This is a genomic window from Pseudomonas sp. BLCC-B112 (genome assembly GCF_028550695.1).
GTDB classification, from domain to species: Bacteria; Pseudomonadota; Gammaproteobacteria; order Pseudomonadales; family Pseudomonadaceae; genus Aquipseudomonas; species Aquipseudomonas danubii.
This window is the reverse complement of record NZ_JAQQGK010000007.1, coordinates 171,897-186,749: the sequence shown is the minus strand read 5'-3', so window position 1 is coordinate 186,749 and position 14,853 is coordinate 171,897. Positions and strand designations below refer to the sequence as shown.

The following is a 14,853-nucleotide window of genomic DNA, read 5'->3' as shown; positions in this document are numbered from 1 at the left end:
TGGCACACCCTGAAGGAGTCCCGCAATGAACCTCCACCAGTTCGCTGAAACTCACGAAGTCACCAACCAGCCGCCCGCCCTGGATGGCGCCAACCTCTATCGGATCGACCTGCCGTTGCAGCAGTGGATGCGGCGCTTCGATGCCGGCTGGGCCGAATCCCGGGTCGATGCCTATGGCGCCTTGGCGGGTGGTCCGCTGATGGAGGCGGGGTTCCTGGCCAATCAGAACAAACCGGTTTTTTCCAGTCACGACCGCTTTGGTCACCGGATCGACCTGGTGGAGTTTCATCCGGCGTATCACCAGTTGATGCAGGCGGCCATCGAGGCCGGGCTGACCTCACTGCCCTGGACCGACCCACAAGCGGGGGCTCATGTAGCCCGCGCCGCCATGACCTATCTGCACAGTCAGGCCGAGGCGGGCAGCGGTTGCCCGTTGACCATGACGTTTGCCTGCGTGCCGGCGCTGAAACTGCAGCCGGACATCGCCGAGCAGTGGCTGCCGAAGATCCTCGCCACTCAATACGACCCGCGTAATGTTGGCATGCAGCACAAGACCGGGCTGACGATTGGCATGGCCATGACCGAGAAGCAGGGCGGGACCGACGTTCGTGCCAATACCACCCGAGCCTATCCGGTGGGAGCCCCGGGACCGGGGCAGGCTTATGAACTGGTGGGGCACAAGTGGTTCTGCTCGGCGCCGATGTGCGATGCCTTTCTGACCCTGGCCCAGACCGACAAGGGCCTGACTTGTTTCCTCCTGCCCCGTCATCGTCCGGATGACAGCCGCAACCAGTTCTATATCCAGCGCTTGAAGAACAAGCTGGGCAACCTCTCCAATGCTTCCAGCGAAGTGGAGTTCCGTGGCGCTCTGGCCTGGATGATCGGTGACGAGGGGCGCGGCGTACCCACCATTATCGAAATGGTCGCCATGACTCGCTTTGACTGCATGGTCGGCTCCAGCTCGCTGATGCGCCAGGCCTTGACCCAGGCCAGCCATCATTGTGCCCATCGCCGCGTCGGCGGGCGGGTGCTCAGTGAGCAACCGCTGATGCAGAACGTGCTGGCCGACCTGGCCTTGGAAAGCGAAGCGGCCCTGGCCTTGAGCATGCGCATGGGACGAGCCCTGGATCATCAGGACGATGCCCAGGAAGCGAAGTTCTCTCGGCTAGTGACGGCAGTGGGCAAGTATTGGATCTGCAAGCGCGCCCCGGCCATGATCAACGAGGCCGCCGAATGCATGGGAGGCGCCGGATATGTCGAAGACAGCATCCTGCCGCGGCTGTACCGCGAGGCGCCGGTGAACTCCACCTGGGAAGGCTCAGGCAACGTGCAATGCCTGGATGTGCTGCGGGCCTTGTCGAAAGAGCCCGGGGTACTCGATGTATTGTTTGCCGAGCTGGGAGACGGGCATGGCGAGCAGCGTTTGGCGGCGCATATTGCGGCGCTCAAGGACAGCTTCAGGGACACCGACGACATCCAGTACCGCGCCCGCCAACTGACCGAGGACATTGCCTTGGGCCTGCAGGCCAAGCTGCTGCTGGAGGCCGGTAACGAGGTGGTCAGCGATGCCTTTATCGCCAGTCGTCTTGGAGGGCAGAGCGGTCGGGTCTACGGTACCTTGCCCCGCGGGCTGGACGTAGCCGCCATTGTTGCCCGCTCCACGCCTCAAGGCTTCTGACCTTTCGTAGCAGCCGGCTTGTCGACGAAGAGGTGTTGTCGCCATGGTCAGCGCCGACACGCCGGCTCCTGTAACTCCGCTGTTCCCGTGGGGCGGTGTTGCAGGCAAGATGAACGCCTGCAAGATCAGAACACAGGATGCTTACCGTGACCGAAGCTTTTATTGTCGTTCAAACCGCCGAGCAAGCCGTGGATCGGCTTGCTGCTTTGCATGAGCGGGCCACTACGGCGCTGAGCCAGGCGCTCAAGCGTTACCTCAAGGACCGGGTCGAGCCGGATGCTGAGCAAAGAGCGCTGTTTCGCTATCCCGAATTGCGCCTGACCTACCTCTGCCATGGCGAAGTTCCGCAGACCACCCGGGCTTATGCCAAGGTGCAACTGCCGGGCACCTACAGCGTCACCGTCACTCATCCCGCGGCCTTCCGCAATTACCTGCTCGAGCAACTGGTGCCTTTGATGCATGACTTCACCGTCACGGTGGAAGTGGGTGTCAGTGAGCAGAACATTCCTTATCCCTACGTGGTGGAACAGGGCGACGAACTGGCCGGTTCCGGCGTAACCGCGGCGGCCCTGGCCCGGGTATTCCCCAGCACCGACCTGTCGGCTGCCACCGACGGTATCGCCGACGGTCTCTACGACTGGGAAAACACTCACCCGCTGCCTTTGGCGCTGTTTGATGCGGCGCGGGTCGATTTCTCTTTGCGGCGCCTGGTGCATTACACCGGCAGCGACTGGCGTCATGTGCAGCCGTGGATCCTGCTAACCAACTATCACCGTTACGTCGACCAGTTCATCGTCCATGGTCTGGAGCAACTGCGCAGTGATCCGCGTTTTGTGCGCATGGTCCTGCCGGGCAACGTGATCATTGAAAAAAGCATGGATCACGGCGAGGCTTCGGCAATCGCCGCCGGTGTTGTCTGGCATCGCTACCAGATGCCGGCCTATCACCTGCAGGCCAGCGATGGCCACGGTGTGACTCTGGTGAATATCGGCGTCGGCCCCTCCAATGCCAAGAACATCACCGACCACTTGGCGGTGCTGCGCCCTCATTGCTGGTTGATGATTGGCCACTGCGGTGGACTGCGGCAGTCCCAGACCATCGGCGATTACGTTCTGGCTCACGCCTACATGCGGCGTGACGGCATTCTTGATCGTGTGGTGCCGCCGAATATTCCGATTCCGGCCTTGGCCGAGGTCCAGCTGGCGTTGCAGCAAGCGGCGGCCAATGTCACCGGGGAGAAGGGCGAGCAACTGAAGAAGCGCCTGCGCACCGGCACCGTCCTGACTTACGACGACCGCAACTGGGAGCTGCGCTGGGCCGAGGAACGTCCGTTCATCAACCTGTCCCGGGCCGTGGCGGTGGACATGGAAAGCGGCACTATCGCGGCCCAGGGCTATCGCCTGCGGGTGCCTTACGGCACCTTGCTGTGTGTCTCGGACAAACCCCTGCACAGTGAGATCAAGTTGCCGGGGGCGGCCAATGCCTTCTACGAGCGGGCGGTCAGCCAGCATTTGAAGATCGGTATCGAAGCCGTGGACCTGATGCGCAGTGAGCTCAACTCCCTGCACTCGCGCAAACTGCGCAGCTTCGACGAGCCGCCTTTCCGCTAAGCGTTTAATCCATGGTCATTTGGCGATCAGGCCACTAGCATTGTCGGTCCTGATCGCTGAATGTTCCTGATCCCATGTCCCGTCCGTCCCGTCCTGCTTCCCGTCGCCCTGGCGCGAAGCCGTTTTCCGTTTCTCCCTCCAAGCGCGTGGCCAAGGCGCCACCGGCCGAGCCGAAGCTGATCCTGTTCAACAAGCCTTTCGACGTGCTGACCCAGTTCAGCGATGGCGAGGGACGGGCGACGCTCAAGGATTTCATCGCCATTCCCGGGGTCTACCCGGCCGGGCGCCTGGATCGCGATAGCGAAGGGTTGCTGCTGTTGACCAATGACGGGCAGTTGCAGGCGCGGATCGCCGATCCCAAGCACAAGTTGGCCAAGACCTATTGGGTGCAGGTCGAAGGCGAACCCAGCGCTGAGCAGTTACAGCGCTTGCGTGACGGTGTGGAGTTGAACGACGGCATGACCTTGCCGGCCGAGGCGCGACGGCTGGAAGAGCCAGAGCTGTGGCCACGCAATCCGCCAGTGCGCTTTCGCAAGAGCGTGCCTACCCATTGGCTGGAATTGGTGATTCGTGAGGGGCGCAATCGCCAGGTACGGCGCATGACCGCCGCCGTCGGCTTGCCGACCTTGCGGCTGGTGCGGGTCAGGATTGGCGACTGGACCCTGGATGGCCTGGATCAGGGCCAGTGGAAGGAAGTGCCGGCGCGCTTATAGAGCGCCGGATTCGATCAGGCCGATCACCACGCTCTTGATGATGAAGGCGGCCACGCCCAGGCCCAGCACGAAGAACAGGATAAAGGAGCCGAAGCGTCCGGCCTTGGACTTCTTGGCCAGGTCCCAGACGATGAAACCCATGAATATGATCAGGATGCTGACCAGACCGGTCATCATCCACTCTTCGAATACTGCTGGGTCCATCGATCATCTCCATTGCAGGCAGGTCAAAAAATGCCGGGCGAGTATACGCCAAGGGACACTTGCCGAGCATTGATCTGCCTGCGTTACGTCGCCACAGCCGCTATTCAACTGCGCAGGTGGGTCAGGGGCAGTTCGGTGCTGTTGAGTACCTGATTGAGCACGAAACTGGAGCGCACACTGGTCACGCCGTCGATACGGGTCAGGTGGCCGAGCAGCAACTTCTGATAGTGATCCATGTCCGGCACCACCACCTTGAGCTGGTAGTCGGCGTCCACACCGGTCACCAGGCTGCATTCCAGTACCTGGGGCAGGCTGCGGATGGCCGCTTCGAAGTTCTCGAAGCGTTCCGGCGTGTGCCGGTCCATGCCGATCAATACGTAGGCGGTCAGGCTCAGGCCGAGCATCTTGCGGTCCAGCAGGGCGACCTGGCGGGAAATATAACCGTCGTCTTCCAGTTGCTTGACCCGGCGCGAGCAGGGCGAGGGCGACAGACCGATGCGCTCGGCCAGTTCCTGGTTGGAGATGCGGGCATCGCGTTGCAATTCCGCCAAAATACTCAGGTCATAGCGGTCGAGTTTGCTCATCAATCAGGCCTTTGTCATAAGTATTGCGTTGAATTATCTATCTTGAGTTAAAAATTGCGCAAGAGGTGTTTTTGCAAGCAATCTTCGCAATCCGCTGTCGCCGACCCAAGCCTATTCTTATCACCAGAATCACTGCCCGGACATAGAGTCCACTGCGGCCCGCCGAATCAGGCCTGCCGCGGCCGCCAACCCCACAGGGTTGATCCGGCCCCCGGGCTACACCCTGTCCAGAAGACGGAGTGAGGTGAGCCGGCGCCACAAGCGTCGAGCACGGACAAAATCTCAAAGGGTGGCCGACGGGCCGCCCTTTTTTATTGCCTGCGAAATAAGTCTCGTGACTGATAATCTGCTGCAGAACCGCCCCGGGCTTTTTCAGTCTTAGGTACAGGCCCCAATCCGCAGTGAGGAATAGCATGAAGTCGCGCATCTGGCGTTTGGCAGGTGTTGGTGTGTTGTGCGTGAGCGTCAGCGCGCAAGTGCTCGCCGATGAGCGGGACGAGGGACTGCAGGGAACGCCTTCCGGCGGGCAGCGTGAGCATGCCCCCGAAGGGCGTGGCGAGGGCCATCAGGGCCGTCCGGCGAACTCGCCTGAACGTGCGCAACCTGCCCCGCAGCAGCCGCGTCCGCAGAATGAGATCATTCGTGGCGATAACAGCCGGCAGTTCGAACACAACGGCCAGAATACGGGTGGGCAGTGGCAGAACCGTCTCCAGCATGATCCCAATCAGCAGGGGCGACCGGCTCCTCAGCAGCCGCAGCCGGCGCCAGGGCTGCCCATCCAGAGCCGGCCCGATACCGTGCGCCAGACCCAGGAACCCCAGCGCGGCTACTACCAGGACATTCCCCGGCGCAATGACTACAACCCGCATTGGCAGGCCGGTGGTCCAGGCTCGCGTCCCGACCATGGTCGCCCCAACGACTATCGCTGGCCGGGCCGTCCCGACGGGCATGGCAACGGCTGGGGGCCAGGTCCGCAGTATCGCCCGGGCTACGTGATTGACCGTTTCCCCGAGCGCAATTACCGGGTGCCTTACCGTGGTCAGGATTACTTTTTCTCGGGGGGCTACTGGTATCGTCCACAAGGTCCACGGTATGTGGTGGTGCGCCCGCCTTATGGGATTCGAGTGGCCTACCTGCCTGACTATGCACGGGAAGTCTGGATCGGCAGCGCGCTGTTTTTCCTCGCCGCCGGAGCCTATTACACCTATGAAGCCAACACCCAGCAGTATGTCGTGGTCGAACCGCCCGTGGGTGTGCCGCCGCCGGACCAGCAGCCGGCTGGCAATGGCTATGACGTGCTGGCGTACCCGGTCAACGGCCAGTCGCCACAGCAGATCGATCAGGATCGCTACGACTGCTATCGCTGGGCGGTGCAGCAGAGTGGCTTCGATCCGGCTAGCGCAACCTATCAGCCGGCCCCGCAAGTGGTGCAGGCCTACCGTCAGGCCCAGGGCAACTGCCTGAGCTCGCGGGGTTACCAGGTCACTTACTGAGCCCTGGCGGCCTCGACCACTTCCTGCGGATCGGCGTGTACCAGCACCTCGGCCCGTGGATAGGCCTGGTGGATCGCGTCGGCGGCCTGATCGCTGATGGCGTGGGCCACCGACAGGCTCAGGTCGCCGGGCAGTTCCAGATGCAGTTGGACGAACCAATGGCTGCCGGAAATCCGCGTGCGCAAGTCATGGGCGCCCAGCACGCCGGGCACACTGCAGGCCAGTTCCAGCATGTGTTGGCTGACATCGGCGGGCAATTCCTCGTCCATCAGCACCGAGAAGCTTTCCCGGGCGATCTGGATCGCGCTCCAGAGAATGTAGACGGCGATCCCCAGGCCGAACCAGGCATCCACCTGATGCCAGCCGAAGGCCGCCAGTACCAGGGCCAGGAGGATGCTGCCATTGAGCAGCAGGTCGGAGCGGTAGTGCAGGGAGTCGGCCCGTACCGCGTTGGAGCCGGTTTCGCGGATCACCCGATGTTGCAGGATCAATAGCGCCATGGTCAGCACCAACGACAGCCCGATCACCCCGATGCTCAGCCAGGGCGCACCTACCGGTTCCGGGTGCTGCAGGCGTTCGAACGCCTGAAAGGCAATCAGCACCGCACTGCCGGCGATGAACAGCGCCTGGGCCATGCCCGCCAGGGACTCCGCCTTGCCGTGGCCGTAGCGGTGATCATCATCGGCCGGGCGCAGGGCGTAATGCACCGCCAACAGATTGAGCAGCGAGGTGAAGCCGTCGAGCACCGAGTCGGTCAGCCCCGCCAGCATGCTCACCGAGCCACTGAGCCACCAGGCGATGGCCTTGGTCACAATCAGGATGCCTGCCACCGTAACCGAGGCGCGGGTGGCCAGGCGCAGGAGGCGAGCGTGTTCCGGGTTGCCAATCATCGGCGGCGGGTTCCTTGAAGGTGGGGTCAGGCTGCAGGCTGCAGACCGTACAAGGCCAATTGCTGCACGCTGCCCTTGTGCTGGATCAGGCGTGGGTCATCCAGAGGGAAGCTGCCCCCCAGTTCGCTTTCCAGAATGGCCTGCAGTTTGCGGTTGTCGACTTTACCGTCGGCGCCAATGGCCTGCTGGAGTTTTTCCGGAGCGATTTGCGCGGTCTTGCCCGGCTCCAGGTAGATCGCCCCGGTGGCGAAGTCGACGCCAAAGGCGATCAGCCCCGGAATGACATAGAACAGCAGGCCCACGGCATCGAGCACCACCACCACTGGATCGATCTTGCCGTCGATCTGGCCGCGGCGGTCGGGAAAGAAGATCGAGCCACAGGCTGTGAGTTGGGTCAGCAGAGTGGTCACCAGAACGCCGCCAATGACTCGGTGGGGAATACGCATGGATATCTCCTGGTAAATATGCAGACAAAGCGAAATGGAGCGGGGCATTGAGTCTTGTCGATCAGCACTCAGACCATGATTAACCCCAGGCAGTTCGCCGTTATACTCGCGCCTCTGTTTTGGAGCCAGCATGAATTCTTTGCCAATTGATGAAGTTTTGCCTGCATTGCGCGAGGCCCTGGCGGCGCGCCATGAAGCGGTGCTCGAAGCCCCGCCCGGTGCCGGCAAGACCACCCGTGTGCCCCTGGCGCTTCTGGATCAGGACTGGCTGGCCGGACAGACCATCCTCATGCTCGAACCCCGGCGCCTGGCGGCCCGGGCTGCGGCGGAGCGCCTGGCCAGCGAACTGGGGGAGAAAGTCGGTGAAACCGTGGGCTACCGCATCCGCCTGGAGAGCAAGGTCGGCCCACGGACCCGTATCGAAGTGGTCACCGAAGGCATCCTCACCCGACGCCTGCAGGACGACCCTGCCCTGGAAGGGGTTGGCCTGCTGATCTTCGATGAGTTTCACGAGCGCAGCCTGGATGCCGACCTGGCCCTGGCCTTGAGCCTCAATGGCCGGGAGCTGTTTCGTGACGAGCAGCCCCTGAAGATTCTGTTGATGTCGGCGACCCTGGAGGGCGAGCGTCTTTCCACGCTGCTGGGCGATGCGCCGATCCTGCGCAGTGAGGGGCGCATGTTCCCGGTGACCCAGCGCTGGGGGCGGCCGTTCCAGCCCGGCGAGTTCATCGAACCGCGGGTGGTGCAGACCGTGCTTGAAGCCATCAACGATGAAAGCGGCAGCCTGCTGGTGTTTCTCCCAGGCCAGGCCGAGATTCGTCGAGTGCATCAGCAGTTGGCCGAGTCCTTGGGACAACGCAGTGAGATTCTGCTCTGTCCACTGCATGGCGAGCTGGACCTGGCCGCCCAGCGCGCAGCCATCGATCCGGCCCCGGCGGGGCGGCGCAAAGTGGTATTGGCCACCAACATCGCCGAAACCAGCCTGACCATCAACGGCGTGCGGGTGGTGGTGGACGCCGGGCTGGCCCGAGTGCCGCGCTTCGATCCCGGCAGCGGCATGACCCGCCTCGACACCCAGCGCATCTCCCGGGCCAGCGCCACCCAGCGCGCCGGCCGGGCCGGGCGCCTGGAGCCTGGCGTGTGCTATCGCTTGTGGTCGGCCGATCAGCAGGAACAACTGGCGGCCTATGCCGGCGCGGAGATCCTTCAGGCCGACCTGGCCGGTCTGGCCCTGCAACTGGCGCGCTGGGGCGTGACCCCGAATCAGCTGGCCTGGCTGGACCCGCCTCCCAGCGCCGCTTATGCACAGGCCCAGGACCTGTTGCAGCGCCTGGGAGCGCTCAACGATGACGGCACATTGACCCGCCACGGTCAGGCCATGGCCGAGTTGCCGGCCCATCCGCGCATTGCCCACTTGCTGTTGCGCGGCCAGTCCCTGGGGCTGGCGCAGATGGCCTGCGACGTCGCGGCCCTGCTGGGGGAACGGGACATTTTGCGCGGTGCCGGCGCCGACCTGCACAGTCGCCTGGTGCTGCTTTCCGGGGAGGAGCGCGCGGCCCGTGGTGCCCAGGGTGGTGTCCAGCGTGCGCGGCAACTGGCGCGGCAGTACCGTGGCTACCTGCGAGGGCAGCCCGAGGCAGCCGTCGCCGATCCCGAGCATCCGCGCTGGCTTGGTGCCTTGCTGGCCCTGGCCTATCCCGATCGCGTGGCCCAGCAGCGCCGTCCCGGTGGTGCCGAGTATCGACTGGCCAACGGTCGCGCGGCGCTGTTCAGCGAAACCGACAACCTGATGAAGCAGCCCTGGCTGGTGATCGCCGACCTGGGCAGCCGCCAGGGCCAGCGTGAGGAGCGCATCTACCTGGCCGCGGATTTTGATCCGACCCTGTTCGATACCGTGCTGGCAGAGCAGGTGCGCAACGTCGACCAGCTGGATTGGGACGAGCGTGAAGGCGTGCTGCGGGCCGAGCGTCAACGCAAGGTTGGTGAGCTGGTACTCAGCCGTGAACCGCTCACCGGCCTGGACGAGTCAGCCCGTAGCCAGGCCCTGGTCAATCTGGTGCGGCGCAAGGGCCTGGAGCTGCTGCCCTGGACCCCGGAGCTGCGCCAGTGGCAGGCTCGGGTGACCTTGCTGCGGCAGCTGGATCTGGCGGACAAGGGCGAGAGCCAATGGCCGGATGTCAGTGATGGCGCCTTGCTCGCAGGGCTGGAGCAGTGGCTACAGCCCTACCTGGGCAAGGTGTCGCGACTGAGTCACTTTGCCAACCTGGAGCTGGCCGGCATCGTCCACAACCTGTTGCCCTGGCCGCTGCCCCAGCGCCTGGACGAGCTGGCTCCGCATCATCTGACAGTGCCCTCGGGCTCCTCGATCCGACTGGACTACAGCGAGCAGCCGCCGATTCTGGCGGTGCGCCTGCAGGAGCTGTTTGGGCTGTCGGACACGCCGCGGATTGCCGGTGGCCGCCAAGTGGTCAAGTTGCACTTGCTGTCGCCGGCGCGGCGTCCGGTGCAGGTCACCCAGGATCTGGCGAACTTCTGGCGCAGCACTTACGCCGAGGTGAAGAAGGATCTCAAGGGCCGTTATCCCAAGCATTACTGGCCAGACGATCCACTGATTGCCGAGGCTACGGCGCGGATCAAACCCCGCAAGTAAAGCGGGGTTACAACGCCGGCAACAGGAACCGGGCAAGCACCGGCAGGTGGTCGGAGATGCGCTGGGTGTCGTCCTGGCGTACTCGGGATTCAACCCGCTTCAGTCGTGGGCTGTAGAACAGGTAGTCCACCGTACGATCCGGGCCGTCGAGGCTCGGGTCGTTGGGGTAGTGGGTCAGCCAGCGAGCACGGTCGACGCCACTGGCCTGAGTGTTGCTGGGGATCATCGGGTACTTGTCCCACAGCAGGTGCAGCGGGCTGTCAGCGTTGTAGGGCGCGCGCTGTTCTTCGCTCAGGCGTTGGTACTGGCTCAGGGGCAGCAGGTTGAAATCGCCGCCAATCAGCCAGGGGGTGCCGCGGCTCTCCAGTTTGTCCAGAACCTTGGCAATGGCCGTCACCTGCTTGTGCTGAGTGTCGTCGGCGCGCTGCGCACGCTCCAGATGGGTGTTCAGCACCACCAGTTGGCCGCCATCGCTCAGGGGCAGGTAGCTCAGCAGCAGGGCGTCCTTGGGCTGGAATTGCCGGCTGATGAGCGAGTGCGGGGCAACCGGCAGTTGCAAGCGTTCGGCGTGATCGATGCGGTAGCGGCTGAGGGTCGCCAGTTGTCGGCCGACGCTGCCGAAAATGTGCGGCGAAGGCACGAAGTCCGCCTTCCAATCGTAAGCCTGGGTGCTGCAGGGGTAGAGGTCGGCGAGCCGCTCCTGCAGGAGTTTGAGTTGATCCTGGTAGGCGCTGGCCTTGGCGCCGTTGTCCACTTCCTGCAGCAGCACCAGGTCCGGCTGTTCGTCGCGGATGACCCGGGCCACTTCGTCGAGGCTGAAGGCCATGTCTTCCAGGGTCGGACGTTCGTCCTCGCCCCGAGCCTGGTCGTTCCAGAACACGTAGCGCTTGCCCGCCAGGTACTGCAGGTTCCAGGTCATCACCTTGAGTGCCTGGCCCGGCACCAGCGGCGTGGCCTGGGCGCTGCAACTGACCATCAGGGTTTCCTTGGGCAGAGGGCGCCAGGTCAGGCTGTAGATCAGGCCGGTCAGTACCAGGCCGATCAGGAGCAGGCTCAACAGGGTGATGCGCAGTAGACGGGTCATCGGCTCGGCTTATGGCGTTGCAGGATGGGCCGGAGCATAACCGAGTGCGCGGCCGTCACCCAAGGGGTAGAGCGGCCGCAAGGTGAATCAGCGGTTGTCCGTTGGCTCGTTGATGAGCATGAACAGGCGGAACAGCACCACGCTGGTGAACAGCTGCAGGAAGCTGTAAGCGCTGTCGATGGCCAGGGACAGGATCGGGTTGTGCGGATCGGGATAGGCGGCTTCGCTCGCCCCCTTGAGCAGCCACAACGGGGCCATGACCGCCAGGATGCACAACAGGATGCGCAGGAAGTGTCCGCGGCTCAGGCGCAGGCTTTCCTTGATGGCCGCCAGGGGCGCCAGGCCCTTGAGCACCAGCAGGTACTCGGCGAAGGCCAGCACCACCATCAGCCACAGCCCCGGCAGCAAATACAGCGACAGCCCGAGCAGAATCAGCAGCGTGCTGACCGCTGTCAGCACGGCGAAGCGCGGCCACAGGCTCAGGGCCATGGCCCAAAGATCACGGTTGCGGGGCGATTCCCCCCGGGTGCGGGCGTCGAGAAACAGGATCAGCGCGCCGGTGTACAGCGGATAGAGCAAGAGCCCCACCACCACGCTGGAGCCGGGAAAGGCATTCTCGCCCAGGGCGCTGCTGACGCCTTGTTGCAGCAGCGCTTCGAGAATCACCAGGGGCAGGCACAGTTGGGCGATGCGGCCGAAGTTGCGTTGGAAAAAATAGAAAGAGTCGCGCAGAACATCTAACGGAGTCATTGATGGGGATCGCAGTTGACCAAGCGGTTGAACACTTTAACCGAAGCAGGCCCTTCGGGAGCAAACGTAAACCTTGAGTAAAGACCATTGAAAGTCGTCGCCCCAACCCCATAACTGGTGCGTACCGCAGCCCTGTGGGGGCACGGACCAGATTTTTACCGGCAATCTAAAGAGGTCGCCATGAACAGCGAAGAGCAAACCCTGATCGATGGACTGTTTTCACGGTTGCAACAAGCCGAGACGGACTCAGCTCCACGTGACGCCCAGGCCGAAGCGCGGATCAAGGAACACCTGATCCGCCAGCCTGCGGCCGGGTATTTCATGACCCAGGCGATCCTGGTGCAGGAGGCTGCCCTGAAAAGCCTCGATGAGCAGAACAAACAATTGAGCCAGCAAGTGCAGCAGTTGCAGGCCGAACTGCAACAGGCTCGCTCCCAGGCCCGCGCTGCGGCTCCGGCGGCCAGTGGCGGCTTTCTGTCGAGCATCTTCGGCGGTTCCCGCGAGCCGCAACCGGCTCCCGCGCAGGCCCCGAGTGTGGCGCCATCCTCCGGCGGTGGCTGGCGTGAGCCGTCCCGTTCTTCCTTCGGCGCGCCTGCGCAGCAGAATTTCGGCGCCCCGCAGCAGAACTATGCGCCGCAACCGGCACCGGCCGCCGGTAGCAGCTTCCTCGGCGGGGCTTTGAAAACCGCTGCCGGGGTGGCCGGCGGGGTGATGCTGGCCCAGGGCATCAGCAGCCTGTTCCACAGCAACCAGCAACCTCAGGAAGTCGTCGAAGTCATCAAGGAAGAACCGGCACCGGCCAGCGACAACAGTGGCTGGGGCAATGACGATCAGCGGCTGGCCAACAACGACTCCTGGGGCAACAGCGACCAGGGCGGCTTCAGCAACGCCGATTACGGCAACGACGACAGTTCGTTCTTCTCCGACGACGATTCCTTCGTCTGAGGCTCCGTCGGTCCGGGGCAGGCGCCTGCCCCGGACCGATTATTCGCGGAACATTCCTTGTGACTGGCATACTGGGCGACTTTTCGGGTCTTGAGCCCCGTTCCAGCCCTTGCGCTGCTGCGCCATGAGGATTAGCGGTGAAGAAAATCGCGGTGTTCGCCGACGTCCAGAACCTCTATTACACCGTCCGCCAGGCCTATGGTTGTCACTTCAACTACGCGGCGCTGTGGGCGGATATCAGTAAGGAGGGGCAGATCGTCGAAGCCTATGCCTATGCCATCGATCGCGGTGACAGCAAGCAGCAGCAGTTTCAGCAGATCCTGCGCAACCTGGGCTTCACGGTAAAACTCAAACCCTACATTCAGCGCAGCGATGGCTCGGCCAAGGGCGACTGGGACGTGGGCATCACCATCGACATCATGGACGCTGCCGCCCAGGTCGACGAAGTGGTGCTGGCCTCCGGCGACGGCGACTTCGACCTGCTGCTCGAGCGCATCATCCACAAGCATGGGGTCAGCGCGGTGGCTTATGGCGTGCCGGGTCTGACTGCCAATTCGCTGATTCGCGCCGCCACCCGCTATGTGCCGATCGAAGGCGCCTTGCTGCTGAAAAGCTGATCATTTTTTATACGGAGCTGCACAGGTTTGGAACGTATTGCCGTCATCGACTTTGAAACCACCGGGATCTCCCCGAGCAGCAGTTGCCGGGCCACGGAAATCGCCGTGGTGATTCTTGAGCAGGGGCGCATCGTCGAGCGTTACCAGAGCCTGATGAATGCCGGCGTGCGGGTGCCGGGCTTTATCGAACAACTGACCGGCATCAGCAACGCCATGCTGCGCAGCGCCCCGCCAGCGGAGCAGGTGATGAACGAGGTCAACGAGTTTGTCGGCACCACGCCGTTGCTGGCCCACAACGCGGCCTTCGACCAGAAGTTCTGGGATTTCGAGCTGGGGCGGATCAAGCGCACCCGCTTGCAGAATTTCGCCTGTTCCCTGCTGCTGGCCCGGCGCCTGATGCCGGCGGCGCCGAACCACAAGCTGGGCACCCTGACCTCATTTGCCGGCTTGCCCCACACCGGTCAGGCGCACCGGGCCATGGCCGACGCGGAAATGGCCGCCAACCTGGTGGCGCACCTGGCCGGCGAGCTACGCCACAAGCATGGCTTGCGTGAACTGTCCCACGACTTCCTCTGCAAGTTGCAGAAGGTCCCGGCTGCCAAGATCCCCGAGCACCTCAAGCGCCAGCGCGGTTTCTGAGGCAGAGCTGCGGCTCACTTGCCGTTGTTTTCCAGTTGCCCCAGGGGGACACGCCGTTCGATGGCGCTGGAAAGCACGATGGAGGTCTTGCTGAAACCGAACTGGGCCACGCGGTTGATCAGTTCCTCCAGCTCCGGCATCGAGCCCACGGCAGCCTGCATGATCACGCAAGGATCTCCCGTCACCCGATGACACTCGGTGAGCTGGGGGATCTTGATCAGTTCGTCATAGTTCTTCTGGTTGCCATGCTGGGCCAGGCGCAGTTCGATCACGCACTGGATCGGCAACCCCACCTTGGCCATGTCGACCTTGGCCTGATAACCGGTGATCACGCCGCTGGCCTCCAGCTTGGCCACGCGCTCGGCCACTGCCGGCGCCGAGAGGTTGACCTTGCGCGCCAGCTCGGCATAACTCGCCCGGCCGTTTTCCAGCAGGCTGGCCAGGAGCAAGCGATCGTATTTGTCCATGGAAGGCCTCTAATAGGTACGACTTTCGAAAGCACGGCATATAGCCCTGAACTCCATGCTTTGGAAAGTGTACTGCCGTTATA

At 63.3% G+C, this 14,853-nt stretch carries 15 protein-coding genes; 8 read left to right on the top strand and 7 right to left on the bottom strand.

Annotated features, from left to right (window positions below):
• Positions 1 to 25: 25 nt before the first annotated feature.
• From PQT43_RS20070 to PQT43_RS20060, 3 genes are all read left to right on the top strand, one after another.
• A complete protein-coding gene (locus PQT43_RS20070; protein WP_272754479.1) occupies positions 26 to 1,678 on the top strand; it encodes an acyl-CoA dehydrogenase family protein in 1,653 nt (550 codons plus the stop codon).
• A gap of 137 nt (positions 1,679 to 1,815) precedes the next feature.
• A complete protein-coding gene (amn, locus tag PQT43_RS20065) occupies positions 1,816 to 3,288 on the top strand; it encodes an AMP nucleosidase (RefSeq protein ID WP_181430847.1) in 1,473 nt (490 codons plus the stop codon).
• A gap of 146 nt (positions 3,289 to 3,434) precedes the next feature.
• Entirely contained in the window at positions 3,435 to 4,001 is a 567-nt protein-coding gene (locus PQT43_RS20060) for a pseudouridine synthase (protein WP_162884158.1), read from the top strand.
• Here PQT43_RS20060 and PQT43_RS20055 read toward each other — a convergent pair.
• A complete protein-coding gene (locus tag PQT43_RS20055) occupies positions 3,996 to 4,205 on the bottom strand; it encodes a DUF2788 domain-containing protein (protein WP_003228500.1) in 210 nt (69 codons plus the stop codon). The genes PQT43_RS20060 and PQT43_RS20055 overlap by 6 nt on opposite strands.
• Positions 4,206 to 4,309: 104 nt before the next feature.
• Positions 4,310 to 4,789, bottom strand: a complete 480-nt coding sequence (locus tag PQT43_RS20050) for an Lrp/AsnC family transcriptional regulator (protein WP_102865370.1) — start codon at positions 4,787 to 4,789, stop codon at positions 4,310 to 4,312.
• A 413-nt stretch (positions 4,790 to 5,202) separates the two neighbouring features.
• Between PQT43_RS20050 and PQT43_RS20045 the strand changes: the two genes are divergently transcribed.
• Positions 5,203 to 6,282: a DUF6515 family protein gene (locus PQT43_RS20045; protein ID WP_272754478.1), complete on the top strand. Its 1,080-nt coding sequence runs from the start codon at positions 5,203 to 5,205 to the stop codon at positions 6,280 to 6,282.
• Here PQT43_RS20045 and PQT43_RS20040 read toward each other — a convergent pair.
• Entirely contained in the window at positions 6,276 to 7,172 is an 897-nt protein-coding gene (locus PQT43_RS20040; protein WP_123390350.1) for a cation diffusion facilitator family transporter, read from the bottom strand. The two genes, PQT43_RS20045 and PQT43_RS20040, sit on opposite strands and share 7 nt — an antisense overlap.
• A 26-nt stretch (positions 7,173 to 7,198) precedes the next feature.
• Positions 7,199 to 7,618: a polyribonucleotide nucleotidyltransferase gene (locus tag PQT43_RS20035; protein ID WP_102865373.1), complete on the bottom strand. Its 420-nt coding sequence runs from the start codon at positions 7,616 to 7,618 to the stop codon at positions 7,199 to 7,201.
• A gap of 130 nt (positions 7,619 to 7,748) precedes the next feature.
• Here PQT43_RS20035 and hrpB point away from each other — a divergent pair, with 130 nt between their 5' ends.
• Positions 7,749 to 10,268 carry an ATP-dependent helicase HrpB gene (gene hrpB, locus PQT43_RS20030; RefSeq protein ID WP_213665080.1) on the top strand — a complete coding sequence of 840 codons (2,520 nt, stop codon included), beginning with the start codon at positions 7,749 to 7,751 and terminating at the stop codon, positions 10,266 to 10,268.
• A gap of 7 nt (positions 10,269 to 10,275) precedes the next feature.
• Here the strand turns inward: hrpB and PQT43_RS20025 are convergent, their stop codons facing one another.
• Together PQT43_RS20025 and PQT43_RS20020 are read right to left on the bottom strand one after the other, a co-directional pair.
• Positions 10,276 to 11,352 carry an endonuclease/exonuclease/phosphatase family protein gene (locus PQT43_RS20025; RefSeq protein ID WP_272754477.1) on the bottom strand — a complete coding sequence of 359 codons (1,077 nt, stop codon included), beginning with the start codon at positions 11,350 to 11,352 and terminating at the stop codon, positions 10,276 to 10,278.
• 87 nt (positions 11,353 to 11,439) lie between these two features.
• Positions 11,440 to 12,102 carry a YciC family protein gene (locus PQT43_RS20020; protein WP_123390357.1) on the bottom strand — a complete coding sequence of 221 codons (663 nt, stop codon included), beginning with the start codon at positions 12,100 to 12,102 and terminating at the stop codon, positions 11,440 to 11,442.
• Between the two features lie 180 nt (positions 12,103 to 12,282).
• Here PQT43_RS20020 and PQT43_RS20015 point away from each other — a divergent pair, with 180 nt between their 5' ends.
• The 3 genes from PQT43_RS20015 (at position 12,283) to PQT43_RS20005 (ending at position 14,303) form a co-directional block, all read left to right on the top strand.
• Positions 12,283 to 13,047 carry a DUF2076 domain-containing protein gene (locus tag PQT43_RS20015; RefSeq protein WP_110652051.1) on the top strand — a complete coding sequence of 255 codons (765 nt, stop codon included), beginning with the start codon at positions 12,283 to 12,285 and terminating at the stop codon, positions 13,045 to 13,047.
• A 137-nt stretch (positions 13,048 to 13,184) separates the two neighbouring features.
• A complete protein-coding gene (locus tag PQT43_RS20010; protein WP_102882313.1) occupies positions 13,185 to 13,664 on the top strand; it encodes a LabA-like NYN domain-containing protein in 480 nt (159 codons plus the stop codon).
• Between the two features lie 27 nt (positions 13,665 to 13,691).
• Entirely contained in the window at positions 13,692 to 14,303 is a 612-nt protein-coding gene (locus PQT43_RS20005) for a 3'-5' exonuclease (RefSeq protein ID WP_110596235.1), read from the top strand.
• A gap of 14 nt (positions 14,304 to 14,317) precedes the next feature.
• Here the strand turns inward: PQT43_RS20005 and PQT43_RS20000 are convergent, their stop codons facing one another.
• Positions 14,318 to 14,770 (bottom strand): Lrp/AsnC family transcriptional regulator, encoded by a 453-nt coding sequence (locus PQT43_RS20000; protein ID WP_016963834.1) that lies wholly within the window; start codon positions 14,768 to 14,770, stop codon positions 14,318 to 14,320.
• Positions 14,771 to 14,853: the final 83 nt, after the last annotated feature.